This is a genomic window from Vibrio fujianensis, assembly GCF_002749895.1.
Lineage (GTDB): Bacteria > Pseudomonadota > Gammaproteobacteria > Enterobacterales > Vibrionaceae > Vibrio > Vibrio fujianensis.
Genome location: NZ_NBUS01000043.1, coordinates 138,430 through 157,298, shown reverse-complemented (window position 1 = coordinate 157,298; position 18,869 = coordinate 138,430). Strand labels below are relative to the sequence as shown.

Genomic DNA, 18,869 nt, shown 5'->3' with positions numbered 1-18,869 from the left:
TGGGCAGTTTTTCCTGCCAATTTGCCGCGATCAACTTACCGCGATCATGTAAGATCTGCACATCCGTAACCTGATTAAAAGTCACCACATCAGCCGCTAGACCTTGTAAGATAGAACGAGCTTGAGCAGAAGAGCCGCCATGCGACTGTTTAACGTCTACCGTTTGACCTGTTTTGTCTTTCCAATGTTGAATAAACAATGGGTTATAAGCGGAAAACAGCTCACGAGCAATATCGTATGACGAATTGAGAATGGTTTGATCGGCAGCAGATACATTCAATGACCCTAGCATTAATAGACCAGCTAGCGCTGATTTAATCAATTTCATATTTTCCTACTCCATAATTACGATGGCCAGCATGGCTTTCTTAATCAGTAGAGTATGAGGAAATTGAATTATAAAAAAGCATCCTAATAGAACTTTTTGGAATAAAATCTAGCAATAAATTGTATGCCCCTTTGAGTAACATACTTGTAATATAGAAAGCGAGTTGTTGATTTGATCATCATAACGGATCTATCCACTATTTATATTAAGGATAAGCACGTGGCTGACTTTCCCACTATTGAAGCCTATGTTGGACAAACCCCTCTGGTGCGTTTACAGCGGCTGACCGCACACACCTCCAGCACAGTCTTAGTCAAACTCGAAGGCAATAACCCGGCAGGTTCAGTTAAAGATCGTCCTGCCCTCAATATGATTGTGCAAGCAGAGCAGCGCGGCGAGATTCAGCCCGGAGATACCCTTATTGAAGCCACCAGTGGCAATACGGGCATTGCTTTAGCAATGGCGGCTGCGATTAAAGGCTACAAAATGATTTTAATCATGCCAGACAATGCAACCCAAGAGCGCAAAGATGCGATGCAAGCGTATGGCTGTGAACTGATTCTTGTCAGTAAAGCGCAGGGAATGGAAGGTGCTCGAGACTTAGCTCTCCAAATGCAAAGTGAAGGAAAAGGCAAAGTATTAGATCAATTTAATAATCCCGATAATCCGGATGCGCATTTTCGTTCTACAGGGCCGGAGATCTGGCAACAAAGCCAAGGAAAAATCACTCACTTTGTTTCAAGCATGGGGACAACGGGCACCATTATGGGCACCTCACGCTACTTAAAATCACAAAACCCCGACATTACCATTGTTGGACTACAGCCGGCCGAAGGAAGCGCGATTCCCGGAATTCGGCGCTGGCCCCAAGCATACCTCCCCGGTATTTTTGAACAGTCCCGAGTAGATGTCATCTTAGATATTACCGAACAAGATGCAATCAATACCGCACGCGCCTTAGCCATACAAGAAGGTATTTGTGCAGGCGTAAGCTCTGGAGGTGCAGTTTTTGCTGCTCTACAAGTTGCTAAAGCCAATCCCGGCTCTGTTGTGGTTGCGATAATCTGCGATCGCGGGGATCGTTACCTCTCTTCTGGGCTTTTTTCTTAAGCACTTGATCACCGAAGGAGTGGTACCCTTTTACCACTCCGATTTTCCGATGCATCGCTTGATTGCTCAGCAATAGCGAAATTTGTTATTCTCTTTAACTCTTTTCAGGTTCTGATCAAAGATGGCCGCATGATCAGAAAGTGCCGTAGTACAGTGACTTTCTATCCCACTGAAAGCGCTTTGACTGTCAGCAACACGACTTGGCCACCGAGTGATAAATAACATGAGTATATCCAAGGCTTCTTCAGTAGAGTTAGAGCAACAACATACCCCGATGATGCGGCAATATCTGAAGCTAAAAGCTGAAAATCCTGACATCCTATTGTTTTATCGTATGGGGGATTTTTATGAATTATTTTACGATGACGCCAAACGAGCTTCACAACTGTTGGATATTTCGCTCACCAAGCGTGGCGCTTCAGCTGGGGAACCCATTCCTATGGCCGGTGTTCCCTACCACGCTGTTGAGGGGTATCTAGCCAAGCTGGTTCAGCTTGGTGAGTCGGTCGCTATCTGCGAGCAGATAGGCGATCCGGCCACCAGTAAAGGCCCGGTCGAAAGAAAAGTCGTGCGTATTGTTACCCCGGGTACCATTACCGATGAAGCCTTACTTTCAGAACGAAGTGATAACCTGATTGCTGCGATTTATCATCAAGAGGGTAAATTTGGTTACGCTACACTTGATATTACCTCCGGGCGCTTTCAACTCTGCGAACCGGATTCTCTAGAATCGATGGCCGCAGAGCTACAACGCACCTCGCCAAGAGAATTACTGTTTCCAGAAGATTTCTCCGCCGTTCAATTGATGGCCAACCGTAAAGGTAACCGTCGCCGTCCGATATGGGAATTTGAACTCGACACCGCAAAGCAGCAACTTAATCAACAATTTGGTACCCGAGACTTAGTCGGATTTGGCGTCGAACAAGCAAAATTAGGGCTTTGTGCTGCGGGATGCCTAATTCAATACGTCAAAGATACCCAGCGTACCGCACTCCCCCACATTCGGGCACTCACTTTCGATAGTCAAGATCAGTCGGTTATTCTTGATGCCGCTACTCGCCGTAATTTAGAACTGACACAAAATTTATCGGGCAGCACTGACAACACACTGGCAGACGTTTTAGACCATTGCGCAACGCCAATGGGCAGCCGAATGCTCAAGCGCTGGATTCATCAACCCATGCGCAGCATCGACCGTTTAAATCAACGATTAGATACGATTGGCGAACTTAAACAGCAGGCCCTGTTTGCGGATTTACAGCCTATACTCAAGCAGATTGGTGATATTGAACGGATTTTAGCTCGCCTCGCCTTACGTTCTGCTCGACCACGCGATCTCGCTCGCCTACGTCATGCACTGCAACAGTTACCTGAACTCAATGAATGCTTAGCCTCTGTGACGCTGCCTTACTTACAGCAACTACGGCAAGATGTGCAACCGATGGACGAATTATGTCAATTACTTGAGCGAGCCATCAAAGATAACCCTCCAGTAGTGATCCGTGATGGCGGTGTACTGGCTGACGGATATAACGCAGAATTAGATGAATGGCGCAACTTAGCAGCAGGTGCAACTGAATACCTAGCCCAATTAGAAGCCGAAGAGCGTGAACGGCATGGCATTGATACCTTAAAAGTGGGTTATAACAACGTGCATGGCTTTTATATTCAAGTCAGCCGTGGCCAAAGCCACCTTGTGCCGCCCCATTATGTGCGTCGTCAAACATTAAAAAATGCCGAGCGTTACATTATTCCTGAGCTAAAAGAGCATGAAGACAAAGTTTTAAACTCGAAATCAAAAGCATTGGCGTTAGAAAAACAGCTATGGGATGAATTATTTGATCAGCTACTGCCCGATTTAGAACATATGCAAAACTTAGCCTCTGCTCTTTCTCAATTAGATGTGTTACAAAATTTAGCCGAAAGAGCAGAAAGTTTAGATTACTGCCGTCCGACTTTAAGCGACAATGTAGGGTTACATATTCAAGCAGGACGCCATCCGGTTGTAGAACAAGTGATGGATGCTCCTTTTATTGCCAACCCCGTAGAGCTACACCCACAGCGGAAAATGTTAATCATAACAGGGCCGAATATGGGGGGAAAATCAACCTATATGCGTCAAACTGCTTTGATTGCACTGATGGCTCACATCGGAAGTTATGTGCCAGCGGCATCAGCCAAAATCGGAATACTTGATCGTATTTTTACGCGTATTGGTGCATCGGATGATCTCGCTTCGGGCCGATCAACCTTTATGGTTGAAATGACAGAAACAGCCAATATCTTACACAATGCCACCCATCGTAGTTTAGTGTTAATGGATGAAATTGGCCGAGGCACCAGTACCTATGATGGCCTATCACTGGCTTGGGCCAGCGCAGAATGGCTAGCAAAAAAGATCGGTGCGCTAACCTTATTTGCCACCCATTATTTTGAGTTGACGGAATTACCCAACCAGTTACCTCACTTAGCCAACGTCCATTTAGATGCCATTGAGCACGGCGATAGCATTGCATTTATGCATGCTGTGCAAGAAGGTGCCGCGAGTAAATCCTATGGTTTAGCTGTTGCTGGTTTGGCTGGCGTCCCTAAAGCGGTGATCACACAAGCTAGAGCGAAACTTAGCCAGTTAGAACAACTTAGCTTATCACCAGAGAAAAAAAGCGCCCATATTGATATTGCCAATCAACTGAGTTTAATTCCAGAACCGAGTGAAGTAGAGCAAGCTTTAGCTAGTATTGATCCTGACGATCTAACGCCTCGCCAAGCATTAGAAGCGTTATATCGATTAAAGAAAATGCTGTAATAACATGGTTCAACCAATACAGGCACTCATATAAGTGCCTGTATTACGGTTAGGGGCGAATCGGTTTAGCTGTCATTTTCAACACTAAACAACGCCTCCATATTCAACCCTTGCTTGAGTAAAATTTCTCGTAACCGGCGTAATCCTTCAACTTGAATTTGTCTTACTCGTTCACGAGTTAAACTAATTTCCCTTCCCACTTCTTCAAGGGTTGATGGTTCATAGCCTAATAGACCAAAGCGACGAGCCAATACCTCTTTCTGTTTTGGATTCAGCTCATCCAACCAATTCATCAATGAGTCTCGAATATTATCATCTTGAGTTGAAAATTCAGGATCTGAATGGTTAGAGTCAGGAATAATATCCAGCAATGCTTTATCGCCATCGCCACCAATTGGTGTGTCCACCGAGTTAATTCTTTCATTTAAACGCAGCATTTTATTAACATCATCAACAGGTTTGTCCAGTTCTGCTGCAATATCTTCTGCGGTGGGCTCATGATCCAAGCGCTGAGAGAGTTCACGCGCGGTACGTAAATAAATATTGAGTTCTTTAACCACATGAATCGGTAAACGTATCGTACGAGTTTGATTCATCAGTGCTCGTTCAATCGTTTGTCGAATCCACCAAGTGGCGTAGGTTGAAAAACGAAAACCGCGTTCAGGATCAAACTTCTCTACCGCACGAATCAGACCTAAGTTGCCCTCTTCGATTAAATCCAATAAAGCGAGCCCTCGATTACTATAACGGCGAGAAATTTTCACGACTAAACGAAGGTTACTTTCAATCATACGTTGACGTGCTGCATCGTCGCCTCGTAATGCTCTTCGAGCATAAAGCACTTCTTCTTCTGCAGTCAGTAATGGTGAGAAGCCAATTTCACTAAGGTACATTTGTGTCGCATCTAAGCTTTTACTTGATGCGTCATATTCTTCTCGGAGGTTAGTGTTGGTGGGTGATTGCTCAATGGTAGAGTCTGACTCTAGGGTATTGAGAACCTCTGGGCCAAAATCAAAATCTTCGACTTTAGTTACTGCTGTATTGCTGATACTCATAACGCCTCCCCTGGCGAGCTAGCAAGACATTAAAACGTCAAATGTCGCGATATACTCTTCATCAATTTATGGTAAGTAACGTTGTGGATTCACCGGTTTGCCTTGATAACGAATTTCAAAGTGTAGACGGACGCTGTTGGTTCCTGAACTGCCCATCGTTGCTATTTTTTGTCCAGCTTTAATACTTTGCCCTTCTTTTACCAGCAATTGATCATTATGAGCATAAGCACTTAAGTAATGATCATTGTGCTTGATAATAATCAAGTTTCCATAACCTCGTAGCGCATTGCCTGAATACACAACGGTTCCGGCTGCAGTAGAAATAATCGATTGACCGCGTTGACCCGCAATATCTATCCCTTTATTTCCTTGATCTCCTGCCGAAAAGTTTTTGATAACCCTCCCTTTTGTTGGCCACAACCACTTAGCGATTTTATCATTAGATTGTTTCGGTTTAGTGACAACCTTATTATTAACATTTACTTTACTTTCACCACAAACATACCCTTTTGTTTTTCCCTGATCAATAGATTTTGGTGAAGTTTTGCTCACTGAAGATGCTGGTTTTTTATGATTTTGAGAAGTTGAAACAGGATTCGTGGTTTTGCTCACACTGGGAATAGGAGGAGGAACCACCACCGTTTTTTTGACATTAGAGGCTGCAGAGGCCGTGGATACAATAGCCCCAGCACCTGTACCACCGTATGCTGGCGGCGTATAAGCTGGCTGCCAAAGACGTATTTTTTGCCCCGGATGGATGGTATAAGGTGGCTGTAATTGATTGTAACGAATTATATCATTCACATCTTTGTCGGTAATATAAGAAATAAAGTAGAGTGTATCCCCCTTCTTTACTTGGTAATAACTTCCTCGATAACTTCCTCTAGGAATTGAATGATAGTCTTTATTCAGTCCAGACACGGGAGCAGGAGTCAGCGAGGTGCAGCCGAACATCAAGCTACACAGAGCAATGACCCAACCGAACCTGAACTGGCTCCACATTACGCCAATTCACCGGCAATTAAAGGAACAAAACGTACCATTTCGACCACCTGACTCACCCAAGTATCCCCTTGCCGAACAATTTTTAGTAGTTGTTGTTCATCATTGCCAACAGGGATCACTAAACGTCCACCATCATTGAGTTGCTCAAGTAGCGCTTGTGGAATTTCTTGCGCCGCGGCAGTCACAATAATGGCATCAAAGGGCGCTTTGGCTGGCCAACCTTGCCATCCATCACTATGCTTAGTAGAAACATTATAAATATCCAGTTGCTTCAAACGTCGCTTCGCTTCCCACTGCAAGCTTTTAATCCGCTCAATGGAAAAAACATGCTCAACAAGTTGTGCCAACACTGCCGTTTGATACCCTGATCCCGTCCCGACTTCTAACACACGGCTAGAGGGCGTTAGTGCTAACATTTGGGTCATTTTTGCCACAATATAAGGCTGAGAAATCGTTTGCCCTAAGCCAATAGGTAATGCGTTATTATCATACGCTTGATGCATCATTGCCTGAGAAACAAAGCGTTCGCGAGGCAGTGTATGTATCGCCGATAAGACGTGATGATCATCAATGCCCTGATGGATTAAAAATTCAACCAATTTATCCGCTTTCGGGTTTGCCATTGATTTATTCCTTCACCCATTCTGCCATCGCGGTAAGAGACTCATGCGCGGTTAGGTCAACCAAAATAGGCGTGACGGAGACAAATTTATGTTCCACGGCATGAAAATCAGTTCCTTGACCTGCATCTTGCTCTCGCCCCGGAGGCCCAAGCCAATAAATGTCGTGACCACGAGGATCTTTTTGTTTAACCATGTTCTCAGCATGGTGACGAGCACCAAGACGAGTGACTTTGATTCCCTGAACTTGTTCAAAGGGCAGATCGGGAATATTCACATTAATCAATCGATTGGTCGGGATGGGAGAGGCTAAATGCTGTAAAACTAATTGACGAGCGATTTTCCCCGCCGTCGCAAAATGCCGTTGGCCCACTAATGAAAAAGCGATCGATTGAACCCCCAAAAAATGCCCCTCCATTGCGGCTGCCACTGTACCGGAATACAATACATCATCGCCAAGATTTGCTCCGTGATTGATACCACTAAGTACCAAATCTGGTAAATCTTCTTTCAACAACTCGTTGAGTGCAAAATGGACGCAATCAGTCGGAGTACCTTGCACCGAATAAGTATTCGCTGCAATATTCGTCACCCTTAGGGGCTGCTCTAAAGTTAATGAGTTTGATGCGCCAGAGCGATTACGATCAGGAGCGACAATCACAATATCGGCTAAATCGGCTAAGGCACAGGCAAGAGCATCAATCCCTTCAGCATACACACCATCATCATTACTTAATAATATTTTTAGTTTTTCTCTACTCATAGACGCGCTCAACTGGGATTTCTTCAACTAACTCTCGAATGACCGAAGTAGCAAAACTACCGGCATCTAAGGTAAATTGAAGTGTAATGGTATTGTTCTCAGCTTCCCAACGGAAATGTTGAGGCAGCAGTGTAATCGCACGTCGCTCATGACGCATACGATTCGCTCGAATCAAAGCCATCAATTCAGGCTCCGCATCCAACACTTGCTGCTCAATCCGTCGTGCTTGTTTTTCGGTGGGTAAAGCATTATCGCCCGCCAATGCAGCTGAAATTTGTACATGGTTCTGAGCGAGTTGGTGATTAAATTCCGCCAATTGCTCAGAACTGACTAAGGTCGTTTGCCCCGCTTTTAAGGCAATGTCGCCCTCAATAAAGTGTTCAAAACACCCCGCATTAATACGTTGAGAAATAATATGATTAAAAATCCATGAACGAGCAGCCGAGAGATATAAACTGCGTTGATTTTGGTTACGTGACCGCACATTATCCCGTCCCCAGCGGCGCGCTTCGGTGACGTTATGCCCCTCTCGTCCAAAGCGCTGCGAACCAAAATAATTAGGCACACCGTGCTTCGCCATAGCAGGCAAGCGTTGCAGTACATCATCAAGGTCAGTAACGTCCGTCAATAACAACTCAAAGTGATTACCTCGCAAATCGCCTGGACGTAATTTTTTATGATGACGCGTCATCGCTAATACTTCGATACTAGGGTATTGTGCTTCAAACGTCGCTAAGTTAGGAAAGCCTCCACCCGGCAGATACACACTCAACCATTGCTCGGTGACGGCATGACGATCTTTTAAGCCTGCCCAACCAACATCTTTGGATTTTACACCACATGCTTTCGCCAGTTCATTAGCGACAAAACTGGTATTTTCACCCGTCTTACGAATATAGACCATGACGTGTTCGCCTTGCCCTGAAAACTCATAGCCTAGGTCTTCAACCACTTTAAAGTGCTCGGGGGCAGCTTTAATTTTTGCTTTTGCGATAGGCTGACCATATAAATAGGCCAACGAAGAGAGAAGATCGCTCATTTAACTTATCCTGTCATTTAGGCGTAGGCCCAGTATGAATATTTATTCTGCTTTAACTAATAAGACAACCGCTTCACAAGCAATACCTTCTTTACGCCCAGTAAACCCCAAACGCTCAGTGGTCGTAGCTTTGACATTTATATTGCCAAGCGCTGTTTGTAAATCTTCACTAATGGTACGACACATCGCATTGATGTGCGGAGCCATTTTGGGGGCTTGAGCTAAAATGGTAATATCCGCATTCCCTAATCGATAACCTTGCTGCTTCACTCGCTGATACACATCTCTTAATAAAGCTCGGCTATCCGCCCCTTTCCAGCGCTCATCGGTATCAGGGAAGTGTTGACCGATATCTCCTGCAGCAATAGCGCCCAGCAAGGCATCACACAAAGCATGCAGCGCAACATCACCATCTGAGTGAGCAATAAGTCCTTGCTCATAAGGAATGGCAACACCACCAATCATTATTGGGCCGTTCCCGCCAAATTTATGCACGTCAAACCCATGACCTATACGTATCATCTTGTTTCCTTATTTCGATTTAAATAGAACTCGGCGAGCGCGAGATCTTCTGGCTGGGTAATTTTGATGTTATCGGCACGCCCACAAACCAAAGCGGGCTTTAACCCCACCCACTCTAATGCAGACGCTTCATCGGTTACGGTAGCTTGCTCTGCTAAAGCTTTTTCTAATGCGGTCAGTAGTCGTTCGACCGGAAACATTTGCGGTGTTAACGCATGCCAGAGCGCCTCACGTTCAACCGTATGAACAATACGATTTCCCGCGTCTCCTCGCTTCATCGTGTCACGTACCGGAGAGGCTAAAATAGCACCGACAGAATGCTCCGTTGCACCAGCAATTAGCCGAGTTATATCACTTTGAGTAATGCAAGGACGAGCGGCATCATGCACCATTACCCAATGGCTCAACTTTGCTTGACTCACCAAACGCAACGCATTGAGCACTGAATCGGCTCTCTCTTTACCACCACGAACACATATCACCTTTGGATGATGCGCAAGCGGAAGTGAGTCAAAATAAGGGTCGTCGGCACTGATCGCAATCACAACTTTATCGACCTTTGGGTGAGCAAATAGAGCCGCAACAGTGTGCTCAAGCACGGTTTGCTCTCCTAGCCGGAGGTATTGTTTCGGGCAAGCTGCCTGCATACGCTTACCAACGCCTGCAGCCGGGACAATCGCGGTGATCAATGGCATCATGGGCGAGCCTCCTCACCAACAACTCGGAAAAACGTTTCGCCCTCTTTGACCATCCCCAGCTCGTGCCTCGCTCGCTCTTCAATGGCATCTAACCCTTGGCGTAAATCATCAATTTCAGCAAACATTTCTTGATTTCTCAGTTGTAAATTGTGATTTACTTGCTCCTGCACGGCAATTTCACTCGCCACTAACCGATAGTCGACAATACCGTTTTTTCCCCACCACAAATGGTATTGGAGCCACCCAAATAACAATAATAACGTTATTGCAAATACTCGCATCACATCCACACTTATGACCCATGACTGCGCCATGTTCGACAACACAGTCGCGTTCGACAACACAGTCGCGATTGTTCGACTAGCAAAAGCTCACTTATACCATAAGCCAAAAACTCAGGCGAGTGAGCGATCCCTATCGCTCGCAGTGGTAACCCCATTTACTGACTCAGCAAGAAGAGAAACAAACCGCCGCCTAAAATAAGTCGGTAAATAACAAAAGGAGTCATTCCCATGCGTGAAATCAGCTTTAAGAAAAAGAAAATACACAGATAAGCACTCACAAAAGAAGTGATTATTCCTGTGAGTAAAAAATTCACCGCAACAGGCTCACTACTCGAGATTAATTGCACCCCTAAATAACCACCAGCAAGTGTAATGATTGGAATCGACATCAAAAAAGAAAAACGAGCCGCCGCTTCACGAGTAAAACCTAGATAAAGTGCCGCGGTCATGGTCGCTCCCGAGCGGGAGGTGCCAGGAATAATGGCAAAAGCTTGGGCCACCCCAACAAACAGAGCTTGTTTCCAGCCGGCTTGATATTCATCACTGACTAAACGAGCACGCTTATCAACATACCACAGCAGTAAACCAAAAATAATCGTGGTACTGGCAATCACCCATGCGCTGCGCAGATAAAACTCCACGATATCTTTCATAATCAAACCAAAAACACAGGCCGGAATGGTTGCTAAAATAATTAACCATGCCAATTTTGCCTCTTTACCACGCTCCCCCTTAAAAATAGAGGCAAAAAAAGCATGAAGCAGTGTCACCACTTCATGGCGAAAATAAATCACCACAGCCGCTAAAGTCCCCACATGGACGGCCACATCAAAGGCTAACCCCTGATCTGCCCAACCGAGGATAGCAGACGGTAAAATTAAATGAGCAGAACTGGAAATGGGTAAAAATTCGGTCAAACCTTGGATAAGAGCCAACATAAACGCTTCAAAATAATTCATTTTATTCTCTATTCATTATCAATCGAAAACCACAAAGGAACGGGGGTAAGACAAGTAAGATTGGCCGCCTTAAGCCATATTTGCTCAACGGTTTGCTCATCTCCGGGAATGGATAACTGTGGGCACAGTTCATATAAAGGTTGAATCACAAAAGGATAATAATAAATATCCGGCCGCGGAATCTTCGGCGATTGATCAGAAATGGCGTCACCATACAAAATTAAGTCCAAATCTAACGTTCGATCTTGAAATTTCTGTGCATCGAGAGCCCGACCATAGCCATGCTCAATTGCCCGTAATTTTTCAACCAACGTGGTTAAAGGCAAGGCCGTTTGTAACTCAACCACAAGGTTATAAAAAGGATGGCTATCAAACCCTAGCGATTCGCACTGATAAATCGTCGACAAACGCAACCTTTCTCCGAGTTGAGTTAATGCACGACAAGCCGCTTCAATATGCTTACGCCGCTCAATATTGGATCCGATGCCAATATAGCAGGTGATCATCTTTGTCCTCGTTCAATGACAACACCGACACCTTTGGCTTGAGGAACAGCACCTGGCTTGGTTAATCGGATACGAACCCAAGACACAGCAAACCGTTGCATGATAAGTTCAGCAACCTCTTCAGCCACGCGTTCAACCAATAAAAAACGGCCTTGCTCTATATGTTCAATCACCGCTTGACTCACCTGTGCATAATCCAATGCATCTGCCACATCATCACTGTTTCCAGCGCTGCGATTATCGTGCGCCATTTCCAGATCAAGCACTAACTTTTGTTTAATGGTTTGCTCCCAATCATAGACACCAATCGTGGTGATCACCGTTAACTGCTCGATAAAGACTTTATCCATCATTGTATTACATCCTTTTTACAGGTCGGATACCCAAATTGAGTAAAAAAACGTACTATTGTGATTAATCGAGATATCATATACCTAAACCACCTCTTGATGCGAAATTCCCATCGAATTTTTTATTTTTGAGCTTGGTTAACAAGGACTTGTAAACCTCGGTGAGCAAAATCAGCCTGTGAGGATTCTATGACGCCATTTGCACTGACGATGATCATTTGCGCCTATTTACTGGGTTCCATATCCAGTGCGGTGCTGATTTGTCGTGTACTACGCTTACCAGACCCTCGCGCAGTCGGCTCACATAACCCTGGCGCGACCAACGTCTTGCGATTCGGTGGCAAACACGCTGCGATAGCCGTTTTACTTTGCGATATGTTAAAGGGAACACTGCCTGTTTGGGGCGGATATTATTTAAATATCTCCCCATTGATGCTCGGATTAGTCGGTATTGCCGCTTGCCTTGGCCATATGTACCCACTTTTTTTTCATTTTAAAGGCGGAAAAGGGGTGGCCACCGCATTAGGTGCCATAGCGCCGATTGGACTAGATTTAACAGGAATGGTGATGGTGACATGGCTAGCGGTTATCATTCTTTTTCGTTACTCATCACTCGCAGCTCTGGTAACGGTTCTGCTCACTCCGTTTTATACTTGGATGGTCAAACCGCAATATACTTTGCCCGTCGCCATGCTCTGCTGCTTAATTGTTTTGCGTCATCAGGAAAACATAAAACGTCTTTTTGCTGGCACTGAACCCAAAGTGGGGGAAGAAAGACACTCAAGCGGCGAACCTTGAGTACCAACACCACTCGCTCGCCAAAACCTGTTCGCCTATAAAGCAAACGGCTGGGTGAAGCGCCCCCCCATCTCACTCAAAACGAAAAAAATCACGGCTACCCAAAGGTAGCCGTAGTCGTATCATATATCAGTATTATCAGATAATGGCAGTCAGTTGATCTATCGGCCAGCGAGGCTTCGCCTCAATACTAAGCTCGGTCACATCACCATTTTTCAAACGCTGCATTCCAGCATACGCGATCATTGCACCATTATCGGTACAAAATTCGGTTCGAGGGTAATAAACCTCTCCGCCGATTTTTTCCGCTAATTTTGCCAACGCTGCACGCAATTGTTGATTCGCACTCACACCTCCGGCTATCACAATTCGTTTCATTCCTGTTTGTTCTAATGCACGCTTGCACTTAATCACCAACGTGTCACAAACCGCTTCTTGAAAAGCATAGGCAATATCGGCCCGCGTTTGTTCATCATCTCCATTAGCTGCAATGGTATTGGCCGTGAACGTTTTTAGCCCAGAAAAACTCATATCTAACCCTGGACGATCCGTCATGGGGCGAGGAAACTTAAAGCGTCCAGGCGTACCCTTTTCCGCTAAACGCGCTAATAATGGGCCACCGGGGTAATCAAGCCCCATCAGCTTAGCGGTTTTATCAAACGCCTCGCCCGCCGCATCATCAATTGACTCGCCCAAAATGGTATAATCACCAATACCTTTCACTTCCACCATCATCGAGTGGCCACCAGAAACCAGTACCGCAACAAAAGGAAACGGAGGGGGGTTATCTTCGAGCATTGGAGCCAGTAAATGCCCTTCCATATGATGAACCGCTACCGCAGGCACATTCCAAGCATAAGCTAAGCTACGACCAATGGTTGCCCCCACCAACAAGGCTCCGACCAAACCGGGCCCTGCCGTATAAGCGATCCCGTCAATATCATCGGCAGTAACTTTTGCTTCTGCCATTGCCGCTTTAATCAAAGGAATGGTTTTTTTAACGTGGTCACGCGAGGCGAGTTCTGGCACCACGCCACCATAATCGGCATGCAGTTTGACTTGGCTATAAAGCTTATGTGCCAACAAGCCTTGTTGGTCATCATAAATCGCAATTCCTGTTTCATCACAAGACGTTTCAATTCCAATAATGCGCATAGTATTCTCAGCACGCTGCCTGCTATCAATCAAAATTGCGCTCATGTTACCTCGCCTTTGCATCACAAACAAATTTTGCGCAGACAGTAAACAACAAAGTACTTTACAAAGGGGGAGCGATCGGATTAAAATTCGGCACCATTTTTGATCAAGCTGGTTCTCGCCCTAGTTAACAAACTTTCTTGTTACTTTGGTCACAAAATGCCAGCGTTAACGAATTAACCCCTGAGGTGAAAGGCATATGCCAATAGTTAAAGTACGTGAAAACGAACCGTTCGACGTAGCTCTACGTCGTTTTAAGCGCTCTTGCGAAAAAGCAGGTATCCTTTCTGAAGTGCGTCGTCGTGAGCACTACGAAAAACCAACTACTGTTCGCAAACGTGCTAAAGCAGCAGCTCAAAAGCGTCACGCTAAAAAGCTTGCTCGCGAAAACGCTCGTCGCGTTCGCCTGTACTAATAGCTGAATCCAGAAAAGGAATTAGTTATGGCTCTGATTGACACTCTCAAAGAAGAGCAAAAATTAGCGATGAAAGCCAAGGACAAAGCGCGCCTTGGCACTATTCGTTTAGCCCTCTCGGCCATTAAGCAACGAGAAGTTGACGAACAGATTACTCTGAACGACGACGATATTATTGCTGTGCTCACTAAGATGGTTAAACAACGTCGCGACTCTGTTGCGCAGTATGAAGCAGCGAATCGTCAAGATCTCGCTGATGTGGAAAAAGCTGAAATCACGGTCCTTGAGGAATTTATGCCTCAACCTTTGACTGATGAAGAAATCATGGCATTCATTGAAAATGCCATGACTGAATCACAAGCCTCGGGTATGCAAGACATGGGTAAAGTGATGGCTATCCTAAAACCACAAATTCAAGGGCGTGCAGATATGGGTAAAGTGAGCGGTTTGGTTCGCGCTAAACTCGCTTAATCCCACACCCTATCGCATCAAGCCGTGCTATCTTTTGGTCAGCACGGCTTGTTCGTATCTACACTTTTTGTTTTTTATCTCTTTTTTTAGGTTGTATGGCAGGACAAATCCCCCGTAGTTTCATTGATGATCTGCTTGCTCGACTCGATATCGTCGACATCATTGACGCACGCGTAAAACTTAAAAAAAAGGGTAAAAATTACAGCGCTTGTTGTCCATTTCATAATGAGAAAACCCCCTCGTTTAGTGTGAGCCAAGAAAAGCAGTTTTATCACTGTTTTGGTTGTGGCGTACACGGTAATGCGATCGACTTTCTCATGGAATATGAACGGCTTGAATTTCCAGAAGCGATTGAAGAGCTTGCTTCATCACTTGGGTTAGAGGTTCCCCGAGAAGAACGTCCCGGCGGCCCTTTTAATAAACAAGCCCCTCGCACGAATAGTGAAGAAAAACGTACTCTCTATGATCTCATGGGCAGCATTGCGCAGTTCTATCGCCAACAATTAAAAGCGCCAACCAGTCGTCAAGCGATTGAATATTTAAAAAATCGAGGCTTATCCGGCGAGATCGTCCAAAAATTTGGCATTGGTTATGTGGCCGATGAATGGGATCTGATCCGTAAAAATTTTGGTCAAAGCCGCCAAAATCAGGAGATGCTCGTGACTGGCGGTATGCTGATCGAAAACGACAAAGGCAACCGCTATGATCGCTTTCGTGGCCGAATCATGTTCCCCATACGAGATCGCCGTGGGCGCGTAATCGGCTTTGGTGGCCGAGTCATTGGTGATGGCACGCCAAAATATCTCAACTCACCAGAAACACCCATTTTCCATAAAGGAAAAGAACTTTACGGGTTATACGAAGTTTTAGAAGCTTACAGAGAACCAGAACAGATTTTGGTTGTTGAAGGTTATATGGATGTGGTTGCGCTGGCTCAATATGGGGTGGATTACTCGGTCGCATCACTCGGTACATCAACAACTGGCGATCATCTCCAACTGTTATTTCGACAAACCAATACCGTTGTCTGCTGTTACGATGGAGATAGAGCGGGAAGAGAAGCGGCATGGCGAGCTTTAGAAAATGCGCTTGGTTATCTAAAAACAGGAAATATTCTTAAATTTCTTTTTTTACCTGACGGCGAAGATCCGGATAGCTATATTAGAACACAGGGTAAAGAACGTTTTGAACAAGCGATAAAAGAAGCCAAACCGCTTTCAAGCTACCTCTTTGATAACCTAATTGATTCCTATAATATCAATTTAGGTACTGTGGAAGGTAAATCAACCTTACGGACATTATCAAGCGAACTGATCGAGAAAATTCCCGATCCCGGTTTTCAGCAAGAACTGGATGAAAAACTGGATAAGCTCACTGGATTTATGGGCCATAAACGGCAACGCAGCGCATCACCAAGCACTCGACCTCAACCACACAAAGAGATCAAACGAACCCCAATGCGTGAAGTTATCGCTTTGCTTGTGCAAAATCCGAGCTATGCTGAAATGGTACCCGATCTTTCTAGTGTGAAAGAGTTACCCCTACCCGGATTGAGTTTATTGATTGAGGTGCTTGAAAATTGCCGACAATACCCCCATATCACTACCGGCCAATTACTTGAACATTGGCGTGATAATAAAAATGAGGCACTTCTGTCTCGTCTGGCAAGCTGGGAAATCCCCCTTGTCGAAGACATCCAAGAAGAACTTTTTTTAGACTCATTGGACAAAATCCTTGCCCAGTGCGTAGAAAAACAAATTGAAAACTTGCAGGCAAAAGAAAGAAGCGTCGGTTTATCAGCCGATGAAAGAAGGGAGCTAGTAGCATTAATGCTAGAATTAAAAGCGTAACCCAGTTTAAATAGTCAGCAACGAATAAATTTGTTAATATACGTGGTTTGCATTTCGCATACTATTCCTTCACCAGATACGAAGTTGGATACCGTCTATGGATCAAAATCCGCAGTCACAGCTAAAATTACTTGTCATTAAAGGCAAGGAACAAGGCTATCTGACCTACGCCGAAGTAAATGACCACCTACCTGCTGAAATCGTCGATTCCGAGCAAGTAGAAGATATTATTCAGATGATCAATGACATGGGCATCAAAGTCGTAGAAACGGCTCCTGATGCTGATGATCTCGCTTTAAGCGACGATAACACGATCACTGATGAAGATGCCGCTGAAGCCGCTGCCGCAGCGCTTTCAAGCGTAGAGAGCGAGATTGGTCGAACTACTGACCCTGTACGCATGTATATGCGTGAAATGGGTACAGTAGAGCTACTGACTCGTGAAGGTGAAATTGATATTGCTAAGCGCATTGAAGAAGGTATTAACCAAGTTCAAAGCGCAGTCGCTGAATATCCGGGCACAATTCCTTATATTCTTGAACAATTTGATAAAGTTCAAGCCGAAGAATTACGCCTGACCGACCTAATTTCCGGTTTCATCGATCCGAACGAAGATGGTACAACGGCACCAACCGCTACTCACATCGGTTCAGAGCTAGCAGAAACCGATCTCAGTGACGATAAAGATCTCGATGACGACGAAGATGAAGACGAAGAGAGTGACAGCAACGATGATGATGCCGAAGAAGAAAGCGGCATCGACCCTGAGCTTGCGCTAGAGAAATTTACGGAACTACGTAATAAGTATCAAGACTTACAGCTCGCCATCAATGAACACGGTCATGACAACAACAAAACTCAGCAAGCCACTGAGTTAATGCTCGACATTTTCCGCGAGTTTCGCTTAACACCTAAGCAGTTTGACCATCTGGTTAACACGCTGCGAACCTCGATGGATCGAGTGCGAACTCAAGAACGCTTGATCATGAAATCGGTTGTTGAAGTTGCGAAAATGCCGAAAAAGTCATTTATCGCTCTCTTTACGGGTAACGAATCAAGTGAAGCATGGCTTGACCAAGTCCTCGCTTCTGATAAGCCTTACGTAGAAAAAATTCGCGCCAATGAAGAAGCGATTCGTCGCTCGATTCAAAAGCTGAAACTGATTGAGCAAGAAACGTCGCTCGATGTTAGCCGTATCAAAGATATTAGCCGTCGGATGTCGATTGGTGAGGCTAAAGCTCGCCGAGCGAAAAAAGAAATGGTCGAAGCAAACTTACGTCTGGTTATTTCTATTGCGAAAAAATATACCAACCGTGGTTTACAATTCTTGGATTTAATTCAAGAAGGTAATATCGGCTTGATGAAAGCAGTGGATAAATTTGAATATCGCCGTGGTTATAAATTCTCAACCTACGCAACATGGTGGATTCGCCAAGCCATCACCCGTTCTATTGCCGATCAAGCACGTACCATTCGTATTCCAGTTCATATGATCGAAACGATCAATAAACTGAACCGAATTTCGCGCCAAATGCTACAAGAGATGGGTCGTGAGCCACTGCCTGAAGAATTAGCAGAACGCATGCAAATGCCGGAAGATAAAATTCGCAAAGTGCTCAAAATTGCCAAAGAACCAATCTCAATGGAAACGCCAATCGGTGATGATGAAGATTCACATCTCGGTGATTTTATTGAAGATACTACGCTTGAACTGCCTCTAGACTCAGCAACAGCAACCAGTCTAAGAGCCGCTACTCGCGATGTACTTGCTGGCCTCACACCACGTGAAGCGAAAGTATTGCGTATGCGCTTTGGTATCGATATGAATACCGATCACACACTGGAAGAAGTCGGTAAACAGTTTGATGTTACACGTGAACGTATTCGTCAAATCGAAGCCAAAGCACTGCGTAAACTTCGTCACCCAAGTCGCTCAGAAACCCTGCGCAGCTTCCTTGATGAGTAAATCAAACTAACGTGTTTAAAAGGTGAGCAAATGCTCGCCTTTTTTATTACCCCAAATGCTAAGTGAATAAAAACTAAGCGCTATTACCCTATTTTCCGGCTAGACAGACACTCAGCCTTCCCCTATA

At 45.0% G+C, this 18,869-nt stretch carries 19 protein-coding genes and 1 pseudogene; 7 read left to right on the top strand and 13 right to left on the bottom strand.

The genetic code is table 11. The features are described 5' to 3' along the window. A partial coding sequence (locus tag B7C60_RS18980) for a substrate-binding domain-containing protein (protein WP_425445508.1) occupies positions 1-328 on the bottom strand: 328 nt, incomplete at its 3' end. 219 nt (positions 329-547) lie between these two features. Here B7C60_RS18980 and cysM point away from each other — a divergent pair. Next, positions 548-1,438 carry a cysteine synthase CysM gene (gene cysM, locus B7C60_RS11530; RefSeq protein WP_099611780.1) on the top strand — a complete coding sequence of 297 codons (891 nt, stop codon included), beginning with the start codon at positions 548-550 and terminating at the stop codon, positions 1,436-1,438. 223 nt (positions 1,439-1,661) lie between these two features. Then, positions 1,662-4,244: a DNA mismatch repair protein MutS gene (gene mutS / locus B7C60_RS11525; protein ID WP_099611779.1), complete on the top strand. Its 2,583-nt coding sequence runs from the start codon at positions 1,662-1,664 to the stop codon at positions 4,242-4,244. Between the two features lie 65 nt (positions 4,245-4,309). On the opposite strand, the gene rpoS is transcribed toward mutS, so the two are convergent. From rpoS to folB, 11 genes and pseudogenes are all read right to left on the bottom strand, one after another. Beyond that, positions 4,310-5,299 carry an RNA polymerase sigma factor RpoS gene (gene rpoS / locus B7C60_RS11520; RefSeq protein ID WP_099611778.1) on the bottom strand — a complete coding sequence of 330 codons (990 nt, stop codon included), beginning with the start codon at positions 5,297-5,299 and terminating at the stop codon, positions 4,310-4,312. A gap of 66 nt (positions 5,300-5,365) precedes the next feature. Continuing rightward, positions 5,366-6,238, bottom strand: a pseudogene (gene nlpD / locus B7C60_RS11515) (murein hydrolase activator NlpD); the annotation flags it as partial. A gap of 62 nt (positions 6,239-6,300) precedes the next feature. Next, positions 6,301-6,927, bottom strand: a complete 627-nt coding sequence (locus B7C60_RS11510) for a protein-L-isoaspartate(D-aspartate) O-methyltransferase (RefSeq protein ID WP_099611776.1) — start codon at positions 6,925-6,927, stop codon at positions 6,301-6,303. A gap of 4 nt (positions 6,928-6,931) precedes the next feature. Further along, positions 6,932-7,687, bottom strand: coding sequence for a 5'/3'-nucleotidase SurE (gene surE, locus B7C60_RS11505; RefSeq protein ID WP_099611775.1), 756 nt, complete (start codon positions 7,685-7,687; stop codon positions 6,932-6,934). Next, complete coding sequence (truD, locus tag B7C60_RS11500) at positions 7,680-8,726, bottom strand: tRNA pseudouridine(13) synthase TruD (protein WP_099611774.1); 1,047 nt, start codon at positions 8,724-8,726, stop codon at positions 7,680-7,682. Before truD ends, surE begins: the two co-directional genes overlap by 8 nt. 42 nt (positions 8,727-8,768) lie before the next feature. Beyond that, a complete protein-coding gene (gene ispF, locus B7C60_RS11495) occupies positions 8,769-9,248 on the bottom strand; it encodes a 2-C-methyl-D-erythritol 2,4-cyclodiphosphate synthase (RefSeq protein WP_161427326.1) in 480 nt (159 codons plus the stop codon). After that, the gene (gene ispD, locus B7C60_RS11490; protein ID WP_099612024.1) at positions 9,245-9,943 is read right to left on the bottom strand and encodes a 2-C-methyl-D-erythritol 4-phosphate cytidylyltransferase; all 699 of its coding nucleotides are present in this window, start codon (positions 9,941-9,943) and stop codon (positions 9,245-9,247) included. The genes ispF and ispD overlap by 4 nt, the downstream gene beginning before the upstream one ends. Continuing rightward, positions 9,943-10,227, bottom strand: a complete 285-nt coding sequence (gene ftsB, locus B7C60_RS11485) for a cell division protein FtsB (RefSeq protein WP_099612023.1) — start codon at positions 10,225-10,227, stop codon at positions 9,943-9,945. The genes ispD and ftsB overlap by 1 nt, the downstream gene beginning before the upstream one ends. A gap of 158 nt (positions 10,228-10,385) precedes the next feature. Further along, a complete protein-coding gene (locus B7C60_RS11480; protein WP_099611773.1) occupies positions 10,386-11,189 on the bottom strand; it encodes an undecaprenyl-diphosphate phosphatase in 804 nt (267 codons plus the stop codon). A gap of 8 nt (positions 11,190-11,197) precedes the next feature. Then, positions 11,198-11,695 carry a 2-amino-4-hydroxy-6-hydroxymethyldihydropteridine diphosphokinase gene (gene folK, locus B7C60_RS11475; protein WP_099611772.1) on the bottom strand — a complete coding sequence of 166 codons (498 nt, stop codon included), beginning with the start codon at positions 11,693-11,695 and terminating at the stop codon, positions 11,198-11,200. Further along, positions 11,692-12,045 carry a bifunctional dihydroneopterin aldolase/7,8-dihydroneopterin epimerase gene (gene folB, locus B7C60_RS11470; protein WP_099612022.1) on the bottom strand — a complete coding sequence of 118 codons (354 nt, stop codon included), beginning with the start codon at positions 12,043-12,045 and terminating at the stop codon, positions 11,692-11,694. The genes folK and folB overlap by 4 nt, the downstream gene beginning before the upstream one ends. 189 nt (positions 12,046-12,234) lie before the next feature. Here folB and plsY point away from each other — a divergent pair, with 189 nt between their 5' ends. Then, positions 12,235-12,843, top strand: coding sequence for a glycerol-3-phosphate 1-O-acyltransferase PlsY (gene plsY / locus B7C60_RS11465; protein WP_099611771.1), 609 nt, complete (start codon positions 12,235-12,237; stop codon positions 12,841-12,843). Positions 12,844-12,981: 138 nt separating this feature from the next. Here plsY and tsaD read toward each other — a convergent pair whose 3' ends face one another. Next, a complete protein-coding gene (tsaD, locus tag B7C60_RS11460) occupies positions 12,982-13,998 on the bottom strand; it encodes a tRNA (adenosine(37)-N6)-threonylcarbamoyltransferase complex transferase subunit TsaD (protein ID WP_099612021.1) in 1,017 nt (338 codons plus the stop codon). Positions 13,999-14,239: 241 nt separating this feature from the next. On the opposite strand from tsaD, the gene rpsU reads away from it, so the two are divergent. From rpsU to rpoD, 4 genes are all read left to right on the top strand, one after another. Beyond that, positions 14,240-14,455 carry a 30S ribosomal protein S21 gene (gene rpsU / locus B7C60_RS11455; protein ID WP_004396009.1) on the top strand — a complete coding sequence of 72 codons (216 nt, stop codon included), beginning with the start codon at positions 14,240-14,242 and terminating at the stop codon, positions 14,453-14,455. A gap of 27 nt (positions 14,456-14,482) precedes the next feature. Beyond that, complete coding sequence (locus B7C60_RS11450) at positions 14,483-14,926, top strand: GatB/YqeY domain-containing protein (RefSeq protein ID WP_099611770.1); 444 nt, start codon at positions 14,483-14,485, stop codon at positions 14,924-14,926. A 95-nt stretch (positions 14,927-15,021) separates the two neighbouring features. Then, positions 15,022-16,776, top strand: coding sequence for a DNA primase (gene dnaG / locus B7C60_RS11445; protein WP_099611769.1), 1,755 nt, complete (start codon positions 15,022-15,024; stop codon positions 16,774-16,776). 97 nt (positions 16,777-16,873) lie between these two features. Next, entirely contained in the window at positions 16,874-18,742 is a 1,869-nt protein-coding gene (gene rpoD / locus B7C60_RS11440) for an RNA polymerase sigma factor RpoD (protein ID WP_099611768.1), read from the top strand. Positions 18,743-18,869 lie beyond the last annotated feature (127 nt).

Excerpts from the sequence above, each read along its gene's own strand:
- mutS (WP_099611779.1), top strand. The coding sequence starts at position 1,662 with ATGAGTATATCCAAGGCTTCTTCAGTAGAGTTAGAGCAACAACATACC.
- rpoS (WP_099611778.1), bottom strand. The coding sequence starts at position 5,299 with ATGAGTATCAGCAATACAGCAGTAACTAAAGTCGAAGATTTTGATTTT.
- B7C60_RS11510 (WP_099611776.1), bottom strand. The coding sequence starts at position 6,927 with ATGGCAAACCCGAAAGCGGATAAATTGGTTGAATTTTTAATCCATCAG.
- surE (WP_099611775.1), bottom strand. The coding sequence starts at position 7,687 with ATGAGTAGAGAAAAACTAAAAATATTATTAAGTAATGATGATGGTGTG.
- truD (WP_099611774.1), bottom strand. The coding sequence starts at position 8,726 with ATGAGCGATCTTCTCTCTTCGTTGGCCTATTTATATGGTCAGCCTATC.
- ispF (WP_161427326.1), bottom strand. The coding sequence starts at position 9,248 with ATGATACGTATAGGTCATGGGTTTGACGTGCATAAATTTGGCGGGAAC.
- ispD (WP_099612024.1), bottom strand. The coding sequence starts at position 9,943 with ATGCCATTGATCACCGCGATTGTCCCGGCTGCAGGCGTTGGTAAGCGT.
- ftsB (WP_099612023.1), bottom strand. The coding sequence starts at position 10,227 with ATGCGAGTATTTGCAATAACGTTATTATTGTTATTTGGGTGGCTCCAA.
- B7C60_RS11480 (WP_099611773.1), bottom strand. The coding sequence starts at position 11,189 with ATGAATTATTTTGAAGCGTTTATGTTGGCTCTTATCCAAGGTTTGACC.
- folK (WP_099611772.1), bottom strand. The coding sequence starts at position 11,695 with ATGATCACCTGCTATATTGGCATCGGATCCAATATTGAGCGGCGTAAG.
- folB (WP_099612022.1), bottom strand. The coding sequence starts at position 12,045 with ATGGATAAAGTCTTTATCGAGCAGTTAACGGTGATCACCACGATTGGT.
- plsY (WP_099611771.1), top strand. The coding sequence starts at position 12,235 with ATGACGCCATTTGCACTGACGATGATCATTTGCGCCTATTTACTGGGT.
- tsaD (WP_099612021.1), bottom strand. The coding sequence starts at position 13,998 with ATGCGCATTATTGGAATTGAAACGTCTTGTGATGAAACAGGAATTGCG.
- rpsU (WP_004396009.1), top strand. The coding sequence starts at position 14,240 with ATGCCAATAGTTAAAGTACGTGAAAACGAACCGTTCGACGTAGCTCTA.
- B7C60_RS11450 (WP_099611770.1), top strand. The coding sequence starts at position 14,483 with ATGGCTCTGATTGACACTCTCAAAGAAGAGCAAAAATTAGCGATGAAA.
- dnaG (WP_099611769.1), top strand. The coding sequence starts at position 15,022 with ATGGCAGGACAAATCCCCCGTAGTTTCATTGATGATCTGCTTGCTCGA.
- rpoD (WP_099611768.1), top strand. The coding sequence starts at position 16,874 with ATGGATCAAAATCCGCAGTCACAGCTAAAATTACTTGTCATTAAAGGC.